Source organism: Paracoccus jiaweipingae (genome assembly GCF_044335505.1).
Lineage (GTDB): Bacteria > Pseudomonadota > Alphaproteobacteria > Rhodobacterales > Rhodobacteraceae > Paracoccus.
This window is the reverse complement of sequence record NZ_JBISBS010000001.1, coordinates 201,128-217,247: the sequence shown is the minus strand read 5'-3', so window position 1 is coordinate 217,247 and position 16,120 is coordinate 201,128. Positions and strand designations below refer to the sequence as shown.

At 66.5% G+C, this 16,120-nt stretch carries 16 protein-coding genes; 6 read left to right on the top strand and 10 right to left on the bottom strand.

Annotated elements, in window-relative coordinates:
- Positions 1–33 precede the first annotated feature (33 nt).
- The 3 genes from pgeF to lgt are packed head-to-tail and all read right to left on the bottom strand — an operon-like array spanning position 34 to position 2,774.
- Complete coding sequence (gene pgeF, locus ACFXP9_RS01175; protein WP_397207890.1) at positions 34–798, bottom strand: peptidoglycan editing factor PgeF; 765 nt, start codon at positions 796–798, stop codon at positions 34–36.
- Complete coding sequence (locus ACFXP9_RS01170) at positions 799–1,893, bottom strand: class I SAM-dependent methyltransferase (RefSeq protein ID WP_397207888.1); 1,095 nt, start codon at positions 1,891–1,893, stop codon at positions 799–801.
- The gene (gene lgt / locus ACFXP9_RS01165) at positions 1,890–2,774 is read right to left on the bottom strand and encodes a prolipoprotein diacylglyceryl transferase (protein WP_397207886.1); all 885 of its coding nucleotides are present in this window, start codon (positions 2,772–2,774) and stop codon (positions 1,890–1,892) included. The genes ACFXP9_RS01170 and lgt overlap by 4 nt, the downstream gene beginning before the upstream one ends.
- Positions 2,775–2,931: 157 nt before the next feature.
- Here lgt and ACFXP9_RS01160 point away from each other — a divergent pair, with 157 nt between their 5' ends.
- Positions 2,932–3,186, top strand: coding sequence for an accessory factor UbiK family protein (locus ACFXP9_RS01160; protein ID WP_397207884.1), 255 nt, complete (start codon positions 2,932–2,934; stop codon positions 3,184–3,186).
- Positions 3,187–3,192: 6 nt separating this feature from the next.
- Here the strand turns inward: ACFXP9_RS01160 and ACFXP9_RS01155 are convergent, their stop codons facing one another.
- Positions 3,193–3,528: a DUF6476 family protein gene (locus ACFXP9_RS01155; RefSeq protein WP_397207882.1), complete on the bottom strand. Its 336-nt coding sequence runs from the start codon at positions 3,526–3,528 to the stop codon at positions 3,193–3,195.
- On the opposite strand from ACFXP9_RS01155, the gene ACFXP9_RS01150 reads away from it, so the two are divergent.
- From ACFXP9_RS01150 to ACFXP9_RS01140, 3 genes are all read left to right on the top strand, one after another.
- Entirely contained in the window at positions 3,512–4,549 is a 1,038-nt protein-coding gene (locus ACFXP9_RS01150) for an RluA family pseudouridine synthase (RefSeq protein WP_397207880.1), read from the top strand. The two genes, ACFXP9_RS01155 and ACFXP9_RS01150, sit on opposite strands and share 17 nt — an antisense overlap.
- Positions 4,550–4,583: 34 nt before the next feature.
- Positions 4,584–5,489, top strand: a complete 906-nt coding sequence (gene rpoH / locus ACFXP9_RS01145; protein WP_397207878.1) for an RNA polymerase sigma factor RpoH — start codon at positions 4,584–4,586, stop codon at positions 5,487–5,489.
- Positions 5,490–5,558: 69 nt separating this feature from the next.
- Positions 5,559–6,596 carry a hypothetical protein gene (locus ACFXP9_RS01140; protein WP_397207876.1) on the top strand — a complete coding sequence of 346 codons (1,038 nt, stop codon included), beginning with the start codon at positions 5,559–5,561 and terminating at the stop codon, positions 6,594–6,596.
- Positions 6,597–6,983: 387 nt separating this feature from the next.
- Here ACFXP9_RS01140 and ACFXP9_RS01135 read toward each other — a convergent pair whose 3' ends face one another.
- The 6 genes from ACFXP9_RS01135 to ACFXP9_RS01110 form a co-directional block, all read right to left on the bottom strand.
- Positions 6,984–8,138: an SPOR domain-containing protein gene (locus ACFXP9_RS01135; RefSeq protein ID WP_397207874.1), complete on the bottom strand. Its 1,155-nt coding sequence runs from the start codon at positions 8,136–8,138 to the stop codon at positions 6,984–6,986.
- Between the two features lie 73 nt (positions 8,139–8,211).
- Complete coding sequence (upp, locus tag ACFXP9_RS01130) at positions 8,212–8,847, bottom strand: uracil phosphoribosyltransferase (protein WP_397207872.1); 636 nt, start codon at positions 8,845–8,847, stop codon at positions 8,212–8,214.
- A 4-nt stretch (positions 8,848–8,851) separates the two neighbouring features.
- Positions 8,852–9,844 carry an adenosine deaminase gene (locus ACFXP9_RS01125; protein WP_397207870.1) on the bottom strand — a complete coding sequence of 331 codons (993 nt, stop codon included), beginning with the start codon at positions 9,842–9,844 and terminating at the stop codon, positions 8,852–8,854.
- Positions 9,841–11,052 carry a phosphopentomutase gene (locus tag ACFXP9_RS01120; RefSeq protein WP_397207868.1) on the bottom strand — a complete coding sequence of 404 codons (1,212 nt, stop codon included), beginning with the start codon at positions 11,050–11,052 and terminating at the stop codon, positions 9,841–9,843. Before ACFXP9_RS01120 ends, ACFXP9_RS01125 begins: the two co-directional genes overlap by 4 nt.
- The gene (locus tag ACFXP9_RS01115) at positions 11,034–12,332 is read right to left on the bottom strand and encodes a thymidine phosphorylase (protein WP_397207866.1); all 1,299 of its coding nucleotides are present in this window, start codon (positions 12,330–12,332) and stop codon (positions 11,034–11,036) included. Before ACFXP9_RS01115 ends, ACFXP9_RS01120 begins: the two co-directional genes overlap by 19 nt.
- Positions 12,329–12,724 carry a cytidine deaminase gene (locus ACFXP9_RS01110; RefSeq protein ID WP_397207864.1) on the bottom strand — a complete coding sequence of 132 codons (396 nt, stop codon included), beginning with the start codon at positions 12,722–12,724 and terminating at the stop codon, positions 12,329–12,331. Before ACFXP9_RS01110 ends, ACFXP9_RS01115 begins: the two co-directional genes overlap by 4 nt.
- Before the next feature lie 158 nt (positions 12,725–12,882).
- On the opposite strand from ACFXP9_RS01110, the gene ACFXP9_RS01105 reads away from it, so the two are divergent.
- Together ACFXP9_RS01105 and ACFXP9_RS01100 are read left to right on the top strand one after the other, a co-directional pair.
- Entirely contained in the window at positions 12,883–15,162 is a 2,280-nt protein-coding gene (locus ACFXP9_RS01105) for an NADP-dependent malic enzyme (RefSeq protein ID WP_397207862.1), read from the top strand.
- 4 nt (positions 15,163–15,166) lie between these two features.
- Positions 15,167–15,901 (top strand): hypothetical protein, encoded by a 735-nt coding sequence (locus tag ACFXP9_RS01100; RefSeq protein WP_397207860.1) that lies wholly within the window; start codon positions 15,167–15,169, stop codon positions 15,899–15,901.
- Positions 15,902–16,120: the final 219 nt, after the last annotated feature.

The following is a 16,120-nucleotide window of genomic DNA, read 5'->3' as shown; positions in this document are numbered from 1 at the left end:
CGGGTGGCGCGGTGGCGACAGGCCAATCGCGGATTACAGGGCAATCGCGGAAATCAGGCGACCGTAATCCGGCTGGCCCAGATGGGTCGCGCGGCGATAGCTGAAGAAACGATCCGGGTCGGAATAGGTGCAGTGACGGCACCATTCCGCCTGCACCCCCGCCGCGCGCAACTGCGCCAATCCAAAGGACGGCAGGTCGAACATCGGCTTGCCCCCGGCGCCGCCCGCGAAAAAGCGGGCATTGTCGCGGTCGTCATCGGTAAAGCGTTCCATGAAATCATGGTCCACCTCATAGGCGCGCTGGCTGATGCATGGCCCGATCACCGCGCGAATGTCGCGCGCGCCAAGCGCCTGCATGGCCGCGACCGTGGCCCCCAGAATACCATCCGCCGCCCCGCGCCAACCGGCATGGGCCGCCCCGATCACCCCGGCAGCGGCGGCGGCCAACAGCACCGGCTGGCAATCGGCGGTCAGCACCGACAGCGCGATGCCGGGCTGATCGGTCACCAGCGCATCGGCCTGCAACATGCGCGCGGCCTCGACCTCGGCGGGGCTGCGCAGGGTCACGACGGTGGGCGAATGCACCTGATGCACACCGGCCAGCCGCGCGGGCGGCACGCCCATCGCAGCAGCGACGCGGTCACGGTTCGCCGCCACCGCCGCGGCCTGATCGGCCGATCCGCGACCACAATTCAGACCGCCATACACGCCCGACGACACCCCGCCCTTGCGGGTGAAAAATCCGTGCCGGACATCGTCCAGCAGCGGATGGGTCAGGATCTCCAGCATCACCTGCATTCAGTCCTTTCCGTCTTGCGACAGCACGTTTTGACGTGGCTGGCCCCGGTCGCCCGGCTGCGCCGCGACAAAACCCGGCACCGGCGGCGCCCCTTTGGGCCAGATGGCAACCGCTTTGAACAGCTGGCCCATTTCCTGCGCATCGGTCAACCGTTTCAACGCCGCAGCGGCCCCCGCATCCCCGGCCCGCGCCAGCGCCTCGGCCCGGTGCGCGGCGCCAAGCGACAGCAGCCACGCCCCCTGCGTCACCATCTGCGATGCCACCGCCCCGGCCCGCAGCGCCGCCGCCGCGATGGCGGCAAAATCGACATGCGCGGTCAGATCGGCCATGCCGGGATGGGCCAGCGGGTCCTCGGGGCGGTGCTGGCGCAGGGCCTGAAACGTGTCGCCCTGCCCGTCCCAATTGCCGTAATCAATCACGATCGCGGCCCCGCCATGGCGGGCAATGCGCCCCGCGATCTGGTCGACAATTCCGGGCAGGGCGGGGCAATCCTCGAACACGTCGCCAATGGCACCGGCGCGCGGCAGGTCCAGCGCCGGACCCAGCGCCAGCGCCAGCGCCCCGTCGCGCAGCGTGACCATGCGTTCGGCCCAACCGCCCTCGACCCGCTGATATTGCCGGATCGGCAGGGCGTCGAAAAATTCATTCGCCACCAGAAACAACGGCGCCTGCGGCAGATCGGCGCAATCACCGACATGCCGGGCCTGTGGCACCGCCCGCGCCTGCACCCCGCGCAGATGGCCCGATGCCTCGACCAGCACGGTCCCGGCGGCCTGCGTCAGCCCCGGAACACGGCGCATCACGCGCTGCATATCGGCCATCAGCGTGCCCCGCCCCGGCCCGACCTCGGCCAGCGTCACGCCGCTTGGGCTGCCCTGATCCAGCCAGCTTTGCGCCAGCGCCAGACCGACCAGTTCGCCAAACATCTGGCTGATTTCGGGGGCGGTGATGAAATCGCCGGCACGCCCGAACGGGTCGCGGGTGGCGTAATAGCCGTGATCGGGATGCAGCAGGCAAAGCTGCATGTAATCCGACAGCGGCATCGGCCCATGCAGGCGGATGCGCGCCGCGATCAGTTCCGCCAGCGCGGTCATGCCGCCCCGCGCGCCGGGCGCGACAATGCCAGCACCACCAGCCCCAGACCGACCAGCAGCATCGGCAGCGACAGCACCTGTCCCATCGACAGGCCCCAGACCGGCCCGCCAATCACATGGCCCAACGGGTTTTGGGGGGTGATGAATTGCGCATCCGCCTGACGGAACAATTCAACAAAGATCCGCGCCGCGCCATAGCCGGACAGAAACACCCCCAGCGCCAGACCGGGCCGGCGCAGCCCGCCCATCCGCACCAGCACAAACAGGATCAGCGCCAGCAGAATGCCCTCCAGCCCGGCCTCGTATAACTGGCTGGGATGGCGGGCGCAGGGTCCGGTCACGCCGGGACAGTCCTGCGCAGCCAGTCCGGGAAAGATCACCCCCCACGGCAGGTCGGTGGGCCGGCCCCACAATTCGGCATTGATGAAATTGGCCAGCCGCCCCAGCCCCAGCCCCAGCGGCGTCGCCACCGCCAGCGCATCGGCCAGCCGCAGCGGCGCCACCCCGTTGCGGCGGCAAAAGATCAGCGCGGCAAGGATGACCCCGGCGAAACCGCCGTGAAAGCTCATCCCGCCTTGCCAGACCTTCACGATCTCGGCCGGGTGGGCCAGATAGTATTGCGGCTCATAGAACAGCACGAACCCCAGCCGCCCCCCCAGCACCACGCCGAACACCACCCAGACCAGCAGATCCTCGATCTTTGCGGGGGTGGTGGGGGCGCGATCACCCCATAGCGCGTCACGCCGCATCAGCCGCGCCACGATCCACCAGCCCAGCAACAGCCCGACCAGATAGGCCATGGCATACCAGCGCAGCGACAGGCTGAAACCGCCCAGCGGGATGGTGACGATCTCAGGCGAGATATCGGGAAAGGGGATCATGTGCACCTCGGCTGGTTTGCCGCAGGCTTAGCGCAGCACGCCCCGCTGTCAACCGCGCCCGCCGCGTATGGCGGCGACCCGCTGCTGCGCTTTGGCGTTGAACCCGGCGCCCGCGCAGCCCATATAACGCCGGACCCGGAACGTGAAAGGCCGCCAGATGACCAGCCAGAACCGCTTTTTCGACGATATGTCCAAGCTGATGACCAATGCCATGGGCGTGGCCCAGGGCGCAAAGGACGAGGCCGAGAACGCCTTCAAATCATGGGTCGACCGTTTTCTGGCCGAGCGTGATTTCGTCACCCGCGAAGAATTCGAGGCCGTGCGCGAAATGGCCATCAAGGCCCGCACCGAAAATGCCGAGCTGCGCGCCCGGCTGGATGCGCTGGATGCCAAAGGTGACACGGCGTCCTGAGGCGCCCTAGGACCCGCTGTCGATCCGGCGCAGCAACTGGCCGTCATTGTCGTAAAACAGCACCAGACCGCTGTCGGTGACGACGATCAGCCCGCCGCGCGCAAACGTCACCGCAGCAGGCACCTGCCCCTGCGGCAGGCTGATGCCGGATGGCAGCGGCGGCAGGTCACCCGCCGCTGGGGCCGACAGTCGCAGCCACAGGATGGCGGTGATCGCCACCATCCCCAGCCCCATGATCACGGCCAGTCCCGTCACCAGCCGGCGCAGAAAGCGCGCCTCGGGTGGCAGGCTGTCCGCGTCGGTTTCCCGTGTTATATCCTGCCCCATGTCCGATCTGTTCATCACCATCCCCGACGATCCGCCACAGCGTCTTGATAAGGCGCTTGCCGAGGCGGCACCAGCCGGTTCCGGGCTGTCACGCTCGCGTCTGGCCAAATTGCTGGCACAGGGCGCGATCCTTGGCCCCGACGGCCCCTGCCGCGATGCCCGCGCGCGGGTGACGGCGGGGCAGGTTTACCGCATCGCCATGCCGGCCCCTGAACCGACCGAAACCGCGCCGCAGGACATTCCCCTGAACATCGTGTTCGAGGATGACGCCCTGATCGTCATCGACAAGCCCGCTGGCATGGTCGTCCACCCCGCCCCCGGCAGCCCCGCCGGCACGCTGGTCAACGCGCTGCTGCATCATTGCGGCGACAGCCTGTCGGGCATTGGCGGGGAACGCCGCCCCGGCATCGTGCATCGCATCGACAAGGACACATCGGGCCTGCTGGTGGTGGCCAAGACCGATCACGCGCATCAGGGCCTTGCCGCCCAGTTCGAGGCCCACAGCAGTCAGCGCCGCTATCTGGCGCTGGCGCATGGCATTATCGACGCCGCCGACCCGCGCCTGCGCGGCACGCCGGGCATCAGCTTCGAGGAAGGCGGGGTGCTGAAAATCACCTCGGGGCTGGCGCGTCATGCGACCGACCGGCAGAAACAGGCGGTCTATTTCGGCAAGGGCCGGCACGCGGTCACCCGCGCGCGGATGCTGGAACGCTTTGGCACCCCGCCCGCCGCGATGCTGGTGGAATGCCAGCTGGAAACCGGGCGCACCCATCAAATCCGCGTGCATATGGCCCATGCCGGCCTTGGCCTGATCGGTGATCCGGTTTACGGTGGGGCAAGGCGGGCTTCGGCGCGCGCCCTTGGGGCGGTGGCCGGGCTGGTCAGCCAGTTTCCCCGTCAGGCCTTGCACGCCGCGCATCTGGGGTTCACACATCCCGCGACCGGCCAGCCCATGGCATTTGACAGCCCCCTGCCCGATGACATGGACCAGCTGCTGACGGCCCTGCGCGGAACGGCTGGCGGATTGTCGCGTTAAGGGAAAGGCCGCATTGGCCAAGGCAGAGGTTACGATGGCGAATTATAAAAATCTTCCCGCGCCCAGCCCGGAACAGGGGCTGAACCGCTATTTGCAGGAAATCCGCAAGTTTCCGCTGCTGGAACCCGAACAGGAATATATGCTGGCCAAGCGCTGGACCGACCATCAGGACAGCGAGGCCGCGCATAAACTGGTCACCAGCCACCTGCGGCTGGCGGCCAAGATCGCCATGGGCTATCGCGGCTATGGCCTGCCCCAGGCCGAGGTCATATCTGAGGCGAATGTCGGGCTGATGCAGGCGGTCAAGCGCTTTGACCCGGAAAAGGGCTTTCGGCTGGCGACCTATGCGATGTGGTGGATCAGGGCCAGCATTCAGGAATACATCCTGCGGTCGTGGTCGCTGGTCAAGATGGGCACGACCAGTGCGCAGAAAAAGCTGTTTTTCAACCTGCGCAAGGCGAAATCGCGCATTGGCGCGCTTGAGGATGGCGACCTGCGCCCTGAAAACGTCGCCCAGATCGCCCATGACCTGAACGTGACCGAGCAAGAGGTCATCGACATGAACCGCCGCCTGTCCGGCGGGGATGCGTCGCTGAACGCGACGGTCGGGTCGGCGGATGGCGATTCCACCGCGCAGTGGCAGGACTGGCTGGAGGATGAGGGCGCAGATCAGGCCGGTCAGTTCGCCGAGGCGGACGAGCTTGCCACCCGTCGCGCCATGCTGGCGGCGGCGATGGATGTGCTGAACGATCGCGAAAAGGACATCCTGACAGAACGCCGGTTGCGCGACGACCCGCTGACGCTTGAGGACCTGTCCGCCCGCTATGGCGTCTCGCGCGAGCGGATTCGCCAGATCGAAGTGCGCGCATTCGAGAAAATCCAGACCCGCGTTCAGGATCTTGCCCGCGAAAAAGGCATTGAGGTGGCAGAGGCGCAATAGGCCGGGTGGTGCGTTGACGGCCCGCAAGCGCGCGCTATTCTGCGGGGCGCAGGGGAACGGGGCAGGGTCATGACGGCGTTGGATCAATACACCCGGCTTGAAGCCGCAGGGATCTGGCGCGAAGCCCCCGACCGCAAGCGCCGTGACGTGATCGTGTCCTTTGGCGATGCAACCCTGATCCTCAGCGATCCGCGCTCGGAAATGCCGCTGACGCATTGGTCGCTGCCCGCCGTGACCCGTCTGAACGGCGACAGATTGCCGGCGCTTTACGCGCCCGGCACCGATACCAGCAGTGGCGAGGAAATTCTGGAAGTCGATGATCCGCTGATGGTCGAGGCCATTGCACGCGTCCATCAGGCCATCGCCGCCCGCAGGCCGCATCCCGGTCGCCTGCGCTTTTCGCTGATGCTGATCGCCCTTGCGGGAATGGCCGCGGCAGCGGCTTTGTGGCTGCCCGACGCGTTGATCCGATACGGCGCCTGCATCGCCCCCGAGGCCGCGCGCCAGCAGATCGGTCGGGCCATCGTGACAGATATGCAAAGCCAGACCGGACCGGCCTGCACCCGGCCCGGCGCACAGCGGGCCCTGAATGAACTGGCCCGCCACCTGATCGGTCCCAATGCCAGCATGACCGTCCTGCCGGCCGCCCTGCCACAGGCCAGCCTGCTGCCGGGTGATATCGTGGTGGTCGGGCGCAATATGATCGAGGATCACCCTGACGCGCAGGTTCTGGCGGGATATGTGCTGTCGGCGCTGACCCTGACACCGCCCCCGGTCCCGACCCAGACGGCCCTGCGCCATGGCGGGCTGCGCAGCGCGCTAGCCGTGCTGGCGGTTGGCCAGATCAACGCAGAAACCATGCGTGGCCATGCCCAACAATTGCTGTCCCAGCCGTTCCGGATGCCGCCCGAAGACCCACTGCTGGCACGGTTCACCCGCCTTGGCATTGCCAGCACCCCATTCGCGCAGGCCATAGATGACAGCGGCGAAACCGTGCTGGCGCTGATCGAGGCCGACCCGCTGCGCGATGCGCCGCCCAACAAGCTGTTTTCCGACAAGGTCTGGCACACGGTGCAGCGGATCTGCCACGACCCCGCGCGCCCCTGACCCAAAGTGCTGCCATACCCCCATGTCAGCCCGGTTCCGTTGCCGCAGACGCGGCGCAGGGACAGCATTCTGCTGCTGTCGCATATCCCGCATTTGGCATGACCCTTGATGGTCCACAGGCCGATGCAATGGCTGACAAGCCGCTCAAACCAGAAGCCGTGTAACACTGGCCGGTCCTGTTGAAATGCATTGCACAGACCATCCCATACGGATGTTCATGCAGCCGCCCCCACCTGTTCCGCCTTGTCGGCGCCCAAGCCATACCGGATGGTGCACAGTCTGGGCTTTTTCCAACCGCAAACCCCTCATCCCTGCCCTAAAACAGTGCAAATTCCCCCGCCCTGCCATCAGGGTGGCGCAGCGCGTGGGCAGCGGCCAGCCCTGCCATCAGGGGGGCGCGGTGCCGGGAAAGCCTGACAAACGCAGGTGGTTAAGCGCCCGCACAACCGCTTCGCGATCGGCAAAAGGCCCGGTCAATATCTGCCAGCGGGTGGGCGTGTCGGCGTGATCCTGTCGTCGTCGCGCCACCGGATAGCCCAGCCGCGCCAGTTGCAAGGCCACAGCCTGCGCCTGCGCATCGTCCGGGACGGTGCCAACGCTGAGATACCGGGTGCCTGCCGGAATCAATTGGGGCATTTCGGTCTGGCTTGGCCGCGCACCCGCCGCCGACCGCGTCACGACGCCCCGGTCGGGGGCCGCAACGCGGCTTGCCGCCCCAGCCTGCGCAGCGTTCGCGACGACCTTGCCAGCCGCCCCACCGGCATTGCTGGCCCTGCCGGATGGCACGCCCCGCGCAGTCCCATCCGCCGAGGGCGATTGCCCGGTTGCTGCCTTGGGGGCCACAGCCGGCTTTGCATCCGCAACGGTTGTGCCACCCGCCTGCCGGACCATCGCGGCCCAATCCGGCACGGCAGCGTCATCGTCGTGGCAATAGCCACCCGCCGTATTCGCCCCACCCTGCCCCGGAAGCGCCGAACGATAGCCCAGCAGATCGCACAGCCTGTCATTTGGCCGCAACTCAGCCGCCATTTGCGACCGCAGCCGTGCATCGGCGGCAATCGCATCGCCCAGCGTACGGGTCACCTGATCGCGCGCGCGCCCCTGGGTTGCAGGCGGCGTTTCGGGCACTGCTGCGGAACCGTCATGACCATGGCTGTCCCCGCCGCTGCCCGCCATTCCCTGCCCGACGACACCTGCATCGGCCAGATCGCTGGCCTGAACCCCGGCATAGACCGCCGCCGCCACCCGTTGCAGCGGGTCACCGGGCAGATCGCGGCGCGGGCCGGGGGCGGGGGGCGTAGGTGCCGCCACCCCGGCCAGACCGGGCGCGTCAGGGGCGGAAAAAGTCGGCGGATAGCCACAGACAGGCGTGCCACCCGGTCCCTGTCGGGGCAGCCATTGCCCATCCTGCTGGCGGAAGACACATCCCCGGCTGTCGATATATTGCATGCCGGTGAAATCCGCTGGCGGCGATTCGGCGGGGCCGGACCATGCAGCAACAGGCAGCAGGGCCAGAAAGATCAGGGCAAGGAAACGCAGCATGGGTCGGACCGTGACAAAAATCGATTCGCCCCGGTTTTAGCCCATCACCCCCTAAGAACCCGTTAACAGCGCCCTATTTCGTGCCGAAAAGCCGGTCGCCGGCATCGCCCAGACCCGGCACGATATAACCGTGATCATCCAGTTTTTCGTCCAGCGCCGCGGTAATGATCGGCACATCGGGATGCGCCTGACGCATCCTTTCCACACCCTCGGGCGAGGCCAGAAGGCACAGGAATCGCAGGTTTTTCGCGCCCTGTTCCTTCAGCAGGTCCAGCGCCGCGACCGAGGAATTGCCCGTCGCCAGCATCGGGTCGACCGCGATCACCATCCGGGCATCCAGATCGGCGGGCACCTTGGAATAATACTGAACCGGTTGCAGCGTCTGCGGGTCGCGATACAGCCCGACAAAGCCCACGCGGGCCGAGGGGATCAGCTCAAGAATGCCATCCAGCAGCCCGTTCCCCGCCCGCAGGATCGAGATCAGCGCCAGCTTCTTGCCTTCCAGCACCGGGGCATCCATCGGCTGGATCGGGGTTTCGATACGGGTGGTGGTCAGCTCCAGCTCGCGCGTGACCTCATAGGCCAGCAGCAGGCTGATTTCGCGCAGCAGGCGGCGGAAATCGCCGGTGGATGTGTTTTTATCCCGCATCAATGTCAGCTTGTGCTGGACCAGCGGGTGTTTCACGACGGTCAGGTGCGGGATGCTCATCAGGTTATCCATTCTGTTGCGGGGCGGTGTCCTGCGATGCCAGCCTTGCGGCCAGCGTTTCGCGGCTGGCGGCATCGCAGAAAGCGGCGTCCAGCGCAATGCGGTTCAGTTCCGCAAATTCCGGGTCTGACCAGCCAAAGGCATCGGCCAGCCGGTCATATTCATGCCGCAGACTGGTGTGGAAAAACGGCGGATCATCGGTCGAAACCGTCACCTTGACCCCGGCATCGGCCAGACGCGCAATCGGATGCGCGGGCCAGTCCGGGTAAAGCCCCAGCGCGATGTTCGAACCCGGGCAAACCTCCAGCACGGTGCCGCGATCGGCCAGTTCGCGCATCAGGGCCGCGTCCTCGACCGCGCGCACGCCGTGACCGATGCGGGTGCAACCCAATGCCAGCGCCTGCCGGACGCTGTCTGGACCGCCCCATTCGCCGGCATGGCAGGTCAGGCCCAGCCCGGCCTCGCGCGCGCAATCGAAAGACCACGCAAAATCGGTGGCCTTGCCGATGGTTTCATCGCCGCCCATGCCAAACCCGGCGATCCAGCCCCCCGCCGTTTCCGCCGCGCAGATGGCGCTGGCGCGGGCACGGTCCGGGCCGAAATGGCGGATCGCGGTGACGATGCCCCGGCTGTCGATGCCCTGCGCCCGCATCCGTGCGGCGGCTTCCGTCATCGCGGCCAGATAATCGCGCCACGCCGCCAGATCGCCGCCGCCGCAAAACGCGGGCGAGACGAACAGCTCGGCATAGATGGCGCCGTTTTCGGCCGCCTGTTCCAGCACCACCGCCAGCAGGTCGGCATAGTCGCGCGGGGTCTGAATGACCGAGGTTGCGGCCTCGTAAACCCGCAAAAATTCAGGGAAATCACGATAGGCGTAATGCCCGCGCGCATCAAATATACCGCCCAGATCCACGCCTTTACGTGCCGCCAGACCGCGAATAAAGGCAGGCGGTGCGGCCCCTTCCAGATGCAGATGCAGTTCGATCCGCGGGGTCACAGGAAACTGACCCCGTGCCGGGGCGCCGCCAGCCCCAGATGCGCGCCGATGCTGGCGCCGATATCTGCGAAGGCCACCTGCCCCACCGGGCGCGGCCCAAGGCCCCAGCCGATCACCGGCACCCGTTCACGGGTGTGGTCGGTGCCGGCCCATGTCGGGTCATTGCCGTGATCGGCGGTAAAGATCGCCAGATCGCCGGGCCGCAGCACCGCAAGCAACTGGCCCGCCACGCCATCGAACCATTCCAGCGCGCGGGCATAGCCCGACACATCGCGGCGGTGGCCATACAGGCTGTCAAATTCCACGAAATTGGCAAAAATCAGGCTGTTATCGGCGGCCTCGCGCCCCAGCCGCACCAGATGCGCGGCCAGATCGGCATCGGATTTACCCTTGTGCAGGTGGTCAATGCCGCGATGGCTGAAAATATCACCGATCTTGCCGATGGCATGGGTGGTGACACCGGCGGCCTGCGCGCGGTCCAGCAGGGTTTCGCCCGGTGCCTCGACCGCGAAATCGCGGCGGTTGGCGGTGCGCTGGTAATGGCCCGGCGTGCCTGTAAAGGGCCGCGCGATCACCCGCCCGACGCGCATCTGATGCAGCATCGGCGCCAGGTCGCGGCACAGCGCGATCAGCCGGTCCAGCCCAAAGCTGTCCTCGTGCGCGGCGATCTGCAACACGCTGTCGGTCGAGGTGTAACAGATCGGCCAACCGCTGCGCTGATGTTCCTTGCCCAGACGGTCGATGATCTCGGTCCCCGAGGCATGTTCATTGCCCAAAATCCCCTCGGTCCCGGCCAGTTCGCAGATACGGGCCGTGACCTCGGGCGGGAAGGTCGGGCGGGTATCGGGAAAGAAATGCCAGTCCCACGGCACCGGCACCCCGGCCATTTCCCAGTGCCCCGAGGGGGTGTCCTTGCCGGCCGACACCTCGGTCGCGGCGCCCCACAGGCCCTGCGGTTCGGCGCCAAGGCCGGGCGCCGCCAGCCCCGAGGCCAGACGCAGCGCCGCCCCCAGCCCCAGCCCGTCAAGTACCGGCAGGGACAGCGGGCCATCGCGGCCTTGCGTCGCCCGGCCAGCGGCACATTCCTGCGCGATATGGCCAAGGGTGTTCGACCCTTCATCGGTGATGTCGCGCGGCCCGAAATCGGCCGCATCGGGTGCGCCGCCGATGCCGACGCTGTCCATGACAATCAGGAATGCGCGGGACATGGGAACCTTTCCCGGACCAGCGGTCCGTTTTCAACGGCGTCTTCGGACAGGCGATAAGCGGCGCGCACGGCCTGTGCGGCCTGCTGTGCGGCGGCCTCGGTGGCGGCGTGAATGACGGCCAGCGGGCGCGCACCCACGGCATCCCCCAGACGCGCCAGTTCATCCAGCCCGACGGCGTGGTCAATCGCCTGCCCGGCACGGATGCGGCCCCCGCCCAGCCCGATCACGGCATGGCCCAGCGCGGTGGTGTCGATCTGCGAAACAAAGCCCGAAGGCGCCTCGACGACCAGCCGGATCGGGGCCTTGGGCAGGTAACGCTGTGGGGCCTCGACCAGGTCGGACGGCCCGCCCTGCGCGGCAACCATGCGGCCAAATCGTTCCGCCGCGGCGCCGCTGTCCAGCGCCCGTTCCGCGCCATCCGGGTCCAGCCCCACCAGCCGCAGGCATTCGCGCGACAGGTCCAGCGTCAGGTCGCGCAGGGCACCGGCCTCGCCGCGCAGGACGCGGATGGATTCCAGAACCTCGATCGCATTGCCCGCGCTGCGCGCCAGCGGCTGGTCCATATCGGTGACCAGCGCCGAGGTCCGGCAGCCCGCGCCATTGGCCGTTTCCACCAGCGAGGCCGCCAGCGCCTGCGCCTGCCCCTTGCCCTTCAGAAACGCGCCATTGCCCGATTTCACATCCAGCACCAGGGCATCCAGCCCCGCCGCCAGCTTTTTGGACAGGATGGAGGCGGTGATCAGATCAAGGCTTTCCACCGTCGCGGATTCGTCGCGGATCGCGTAAAGGCGGCGGTCGGCCGGGGCCAGATCGCCGGTCGCGGACACGATGGCACAGCCCACATCGCGCACGATGCGGCGGAAATCATCCTCGGACTGGTCGCAACGCCAGCCGGGGATCGCCTCCAGCTTGTCCAGCGTGCCGCCGGTATGGCCCAGACCCCGCCCCGAGATCATCGGGACAAAGGCCCCGCAGGCCGCCAGAACCGGGGCAAGGATCAGGCTGACCGCGTCGCCCACGCCGCCGGTCGAATGCTTGTCCACCGCCGGTCCGGGCAGATCCCATTGCATCACGTCGCCTGAATCGCGCATCGCACGGGTCAGCGCCACGCGGCCACCGGCCCCCAGCCCACGCAGCAAAACCGCCATGGCAAAGGCCCCGGCCTGCGCGTCGCTGACTGACCCATCAGCCAGCCCGCCCGCGATGCGCGCCGCGTCATCGTCATCCAGCCCGCCGCCGTCGCGCAGGCGGGCAATGATCGGTCTTGGGTCAAAGCTCATTTCGCCCCCGACATATGGGTCATGTCGAACCGCCCCGGCAGCAATTCGGCAATCGTGGTGGCCAGCGTGTCCCCGCCCGTGGTGGCCAGCAAAACCGGGGTGTCGCCGCGACCGAATTCGGCCAGTTTCTGGCGGCAGCCACCGCAGGGCGGCACCGGGTGCGGGCTGTCTGCGATCACCGCGACCTCGACCAGTTCGGTTTCGCCGGCGGCGACCATGGCGGCAATCGCCCCGGCCTCGGCGCAGGTGCCCTCGGGATAGGCGACATTCTCGACGTTGCAGCCTTTATACACCGCCCCCGAAGCCCCGCGCACGGCAGCGCCGACCTTGAAATTCGAATAGGGCGCATAGGCCGCCTCGCGCACGTCTCGGGCAGCATCCAGCAGCGACATGGTGAACCTCTTTCCACGTTGATCGCGCCAGTCTGCGCCCGCCAGCCCGTCGATGCAACCCGCCAGCGTCGCGGGCGCACTGGCACAGTGTCGCGGGGCGGTGTAACCTGCGCCAAACCAGTTTAACGGTGAACCATCACCAGCGAGGGGGGAATTCCATGGACGAACGGCGACACGAGAACCTGCGGCAATCGGCACTGGATTACCACCGCCTGCCCCGCCCCGGTAAGCTGGAAATTCAGGCGACCAAGCCGCTGGCCAATGGCCGCGACCTGTCGCGCGCCTATTCCCCCGGCGTCGCCGAGGCCTGCACCGAGATCAGGGCAAACCCCGCTGACGCGGCGCTGTATACCGCGCGCGGCAATCTGGTGGCGGTGGTGTCGAACGGCACGGCGGTTCTGGGGCTTGGCAATATCGGCCCGCTGGCCGCCAAGCCGGTGATGGAGGGCAAGGCCGTCCTGTTCAAGAAATTCGCCAATATCGACTGTTTCGACCTGGAAATCGACCAGCCCGACCCGGAAAAGCTGGCCGATCTGATCTGCGCGCTGGAACCCAGCTTTGGCGCCATCAACCTTGAGGATATCAAGGCGCCCGATTGCTTTATCGTTGAAAAGCTGTGCCGCGAACGGATGAACATCCCGGTCTTTCACGACGACCAGCACGGCACCGCCATCGTGGTGGGGGCGGCGGCCACCAACGCCCTGCGCGTGACCGGCAAGCGGTTCGAGGACATCAAGCTGGTCAGCACCGGCGGCGGCGCGGCGGGGATTGCCTGCCTGAACATGCTGCTGAAACTGGGGGTGCGGCGCGAAAATGTCTGGCTGTGCGACATTCACGGGCTGGTTCATGAAGGCCGCGAAATCGACATGAACCCGCAAAAGGCCGAATTCGCGCAAAAGACCGACCTGCGCCGGCTGGATCAGGTGATCGAAGGCGCGGATATGTTCCTTGGCCTGTCCGGCCCCGGCGTGCTGACCCCGGATATGGTCGCCAAAATGACGCCCAAGCCCATCGTCTTTGCCCTGGCCAACCCCACGCCCGAGATCCTGCCCGATCAGGTCCGCAGCACGGCACCGGATGCGATCATCGCCACCGGTCGCAGCGATTTTCCCAATCAGGTCAATAACGTGCTGTGCTTTCCCTTCATCTTCCGCGGCGCGCTGGATGTCGGCGCGACCGAGATCAACGATGCCATGCAGCTGGCCTGCGTCGAGGGCATCGCCGCGCTGGCCCGCGCCACCACCAGCGCCGAGGCTGCCGCCGCCTATCGCGGCGAACGCCTCAGCTTCGGGGCCGATTACCTGATCCCGAAACCGTTTGACCCGCGCCTGATCGGCGTGGTCTCGACCGCGGTGGCACGCGCCGCGATGGAAACCGGCGTCGCCACCCGCCCCCTGCCCGATATCGAGGCGTATAAGCGCGGGCTTGACGGATCGGTCTTCCGCAGCGCCCTGATCATGCGCCCGGTATTCGAGGCCGCCGCGACCTCCAGCCGTCGCATCGCCTTTGCCGAGGGCGAGGACGAGCGCGTGCTGCGCGCCGCCAATGCGATGATCGAGGAAACCACCGATGTGCCGATCCTGATTGGTCGTCCGCAGGTCATCGCGGATCGCTGTGAACGCGCCGGCCTGCCGATCCGGCCCGACCGCGATGTTCAGATCGTGAACCCCGAAAACGACCCGCGCTATCGCGATTACTGGGAAACCTATCACGGGCTGATGGCCCGGCGCGGCGTCACCCCCGACATTGCCCGCGCCATCATGCGCACCAACACCACCGCCATCGGCGCCATCATGGTTCACCGCAACGAAGCCGACAGCATTATCTGCGGCACCTTCGGCCAGTATTCATGGCATCTGAAATATATCCGCGAAATTCTGGCCCGTGGCGGGCTGCACCCGCAGGGCGCGCTGTCGATGATCATCCTTCAGGACGGGCCGCTGTTCGTGGCCGATACGCAGGTTCATCACGACCCCACCCCGGCCGAGGTCGCCGCCGCCGTCACCGGCGCCGCCCGCCATGTGCGCCGCTTTGGCCTGACACCCAAGATCGCGCTGTGCAGCCATTCGCAATTCGGCAATCTGGACACGGAATCGGGCCGCAAAATGCGCGATGCGATGCAGATTCTGGCCGATCAGAACGCCGATTTCATCTATGACGGCGAAATGCATGTCGATGCCGCGCTGGACCCGGAATTGCGGGGCCGGATCTTTCCCGACTCGCGCCTTGAGGGCGAGGCGAACGTGCTGGTCTTTGCCGGCACCGATGCCGCATCGGGCGTGCGCAACGCGCTGAAAATGCGCGCAAACGGGCTGGAGGTCGGGCCGATCCTGATGGGCATGGGCAACCGCGCCCATATCGTCACCCCCGCCATCACCACGCGCGGGCTGTTGAATATGGCCATGCTTGCGGGCACGCCGGTCGCGCATTACGGCTGACCCGATGCGACGGGTGGCCGGGCATGGGCTGATCATTCTGGTCCTGACCACCCTGTCGCTGACCGGGGGGCTGGCATGGGCCGCCGCTTTGGCCTTTCGCAGGCGGTGGCTGGCGTTTGTGTTGTTCTATGCCGCCCTGTGGCTGGCGGCATGGACGATGGCACCAATGGCCGGGCGGGTGGCCTTGCCTTGCACGGGCGGCCCGCTGCGCAGTCAATCGCTGATCTATTGCGCGCTGAACCGGCATTACGTCACGCCTGAACTTTATAACGCCGCACAAGATCTGGCCCATCACATGGCGCGCACGCATCCCGGCACCATAACCCTGTCCCTGGATGCGGGCTTTCCGTTCGGGCGCCTGCCGCTGTTGCCCCATCTCAGCCATAATGACGGTGAGAAGCTGGATCTGGCGCTGTATTATCGTGACCACAAAGGGCATTATCTGCCGGGGCAGACGCGCAGCCCAATTGGCTATTTTGCCTTTCAGCAGGGGCCAGACGATTGCAGCGGTGGTCTGATGCGCTGGGACTTCGCGTGGCTACAGCGGTTCTTTCCCGACCTGCAACTTGACCAAAGCCGCATGAAAACAGCGCTTGAATATCTGTCGAAGGACCCGCGCATCGGGAAGGTCTTTATCGAGCCTCACCTGCGCCGGGATATTGGCGTGAGGGATGCAAAGCTGCGCTTTCAGGGCTGTCACGCCGCCCGCCATGACGACCACATTCATATCCAGCGCTAAGGGCGAATCAGCTGCCGGGCTTGGGCAACCGCCTTTTTGCAAAAAATTCGGTTTTGTGACGCTGTTTTAACAGATTTTTGCAGTTTGCAGTTACCGCGCGGCGCAGATCGGCAAAAACTGCAAAATATTCGCGCCATCGCGACGCATCCGCGGTTAACACTGTTGCGGCAAACCCACCTCGGATCGTAACAAAAGAACCAATAGAGGAGGGAGCCAAGA

Bases quoted from the DNA above. Each gene is read 5' to 3' on its own strand.
- ACFXP9_RS01160 (WP_397207884.1), top strand. From the start codon at position 2,932: ATGACCAGCCAGAACCGCTTTTTCGACGATATGTCCAAGCTGATGACC.
- ACFXP9_RS01100 (WP_397207860.1), top strand. From the start codon at position 15,167: ATGCGACGGGTGGCCGGGCATGGGCTGATCATTCTGGTCCTGACCACC.
- ACFXP9_RS01170 (WP_397207888.1), bottom strand. From the start codon at position 1,893: ATGACCGCGCTGGCGGAACTGATCGCGGCGCGCATCCGCCTGCATGGG.
- lgt (WP_397207886.1), bottom strand. From the start codon at position 2,774: ATGATCCCCTTTCCCGATATCTCGCCTGAGATCGTCACCATCCCGCTG.
- ACFXP9_RS01155 (WP_397207882.1), bottom strand. From the start codon at position 3,528: ATGAACAGATCGGACATGGGGCAGGATATAACACGGGAAACCGACGCG.
- pgeF (WP_397207890.1), bottom strand. From the start codon at position 798: ATGCAGGTGATGCTGGAGATCCTGACCCATCCGCTGCTGGACGATGTC.
- ACFXP9_RS01110 (WP_397207864.1), bottom strand. From the start codon at position 12,724: ATGTCGCTGCTGGATGCTGCCCGAGACGTGCGCGAGGCGGCCTATGCG.
- ACFXP9_RS01105 (WP_397207862.1), top strand. From the start codon at position 12,883: ATGGACGAACGGCGACACGAGAACCTGCGGCAATCGGCACTGGATTAC.
- rpoH (WP_397207878.1), top strand. From the start codon at position 4,584: ATGGCGAATTATAAAAATCTTCCCGCGCCCAGCCCGGAACAGGGGCTG.
- upp (WP_397207872.1), bottom strand. From the start codon at position 8,847: ATGAGCATCCCGCACCTGACCGTCGTGAAACACCCGCTGGTCCAGCAC.
- ACFXP9_RS01150 (WP_397207880.1), top strand. From the start codon at position 3,512: ATGTCCGATCTGTTCATCACCATCCCCGACGATCCGCCACAGCGTCTT.
- ACFXP9_RS01120 (WP_397207868.1), bottom strand. From the start codon at position 11,052: ATGTCCCGCGCATTCCTGATTGTCATGGACAGCGTCGGCATCGGCGGC.
- ACFXP9_RS01135 (WP_397207874.1), bottom strand. From the start codon at position 8,138: ATGCTGCGTTTCCTTGCCCTGATCTTTCTGGCCCTGCTGCCTGTTGCT.
- ACFXP9_RS01140 (WP_397207876.1), top strand. From the start codon at position 5,559: ATGACGGCGTTGGATCAATACACCCGGCTTGAAGCCGCAGGGATCTGG.
- ACFXP9_RS01115 (WP_397207866.1), bottom strand. From the start codon at position 12,332: ATGAGCTTTGACCCAAGACCGATCATTGCCCGCCTGCGCGACGGCGGC.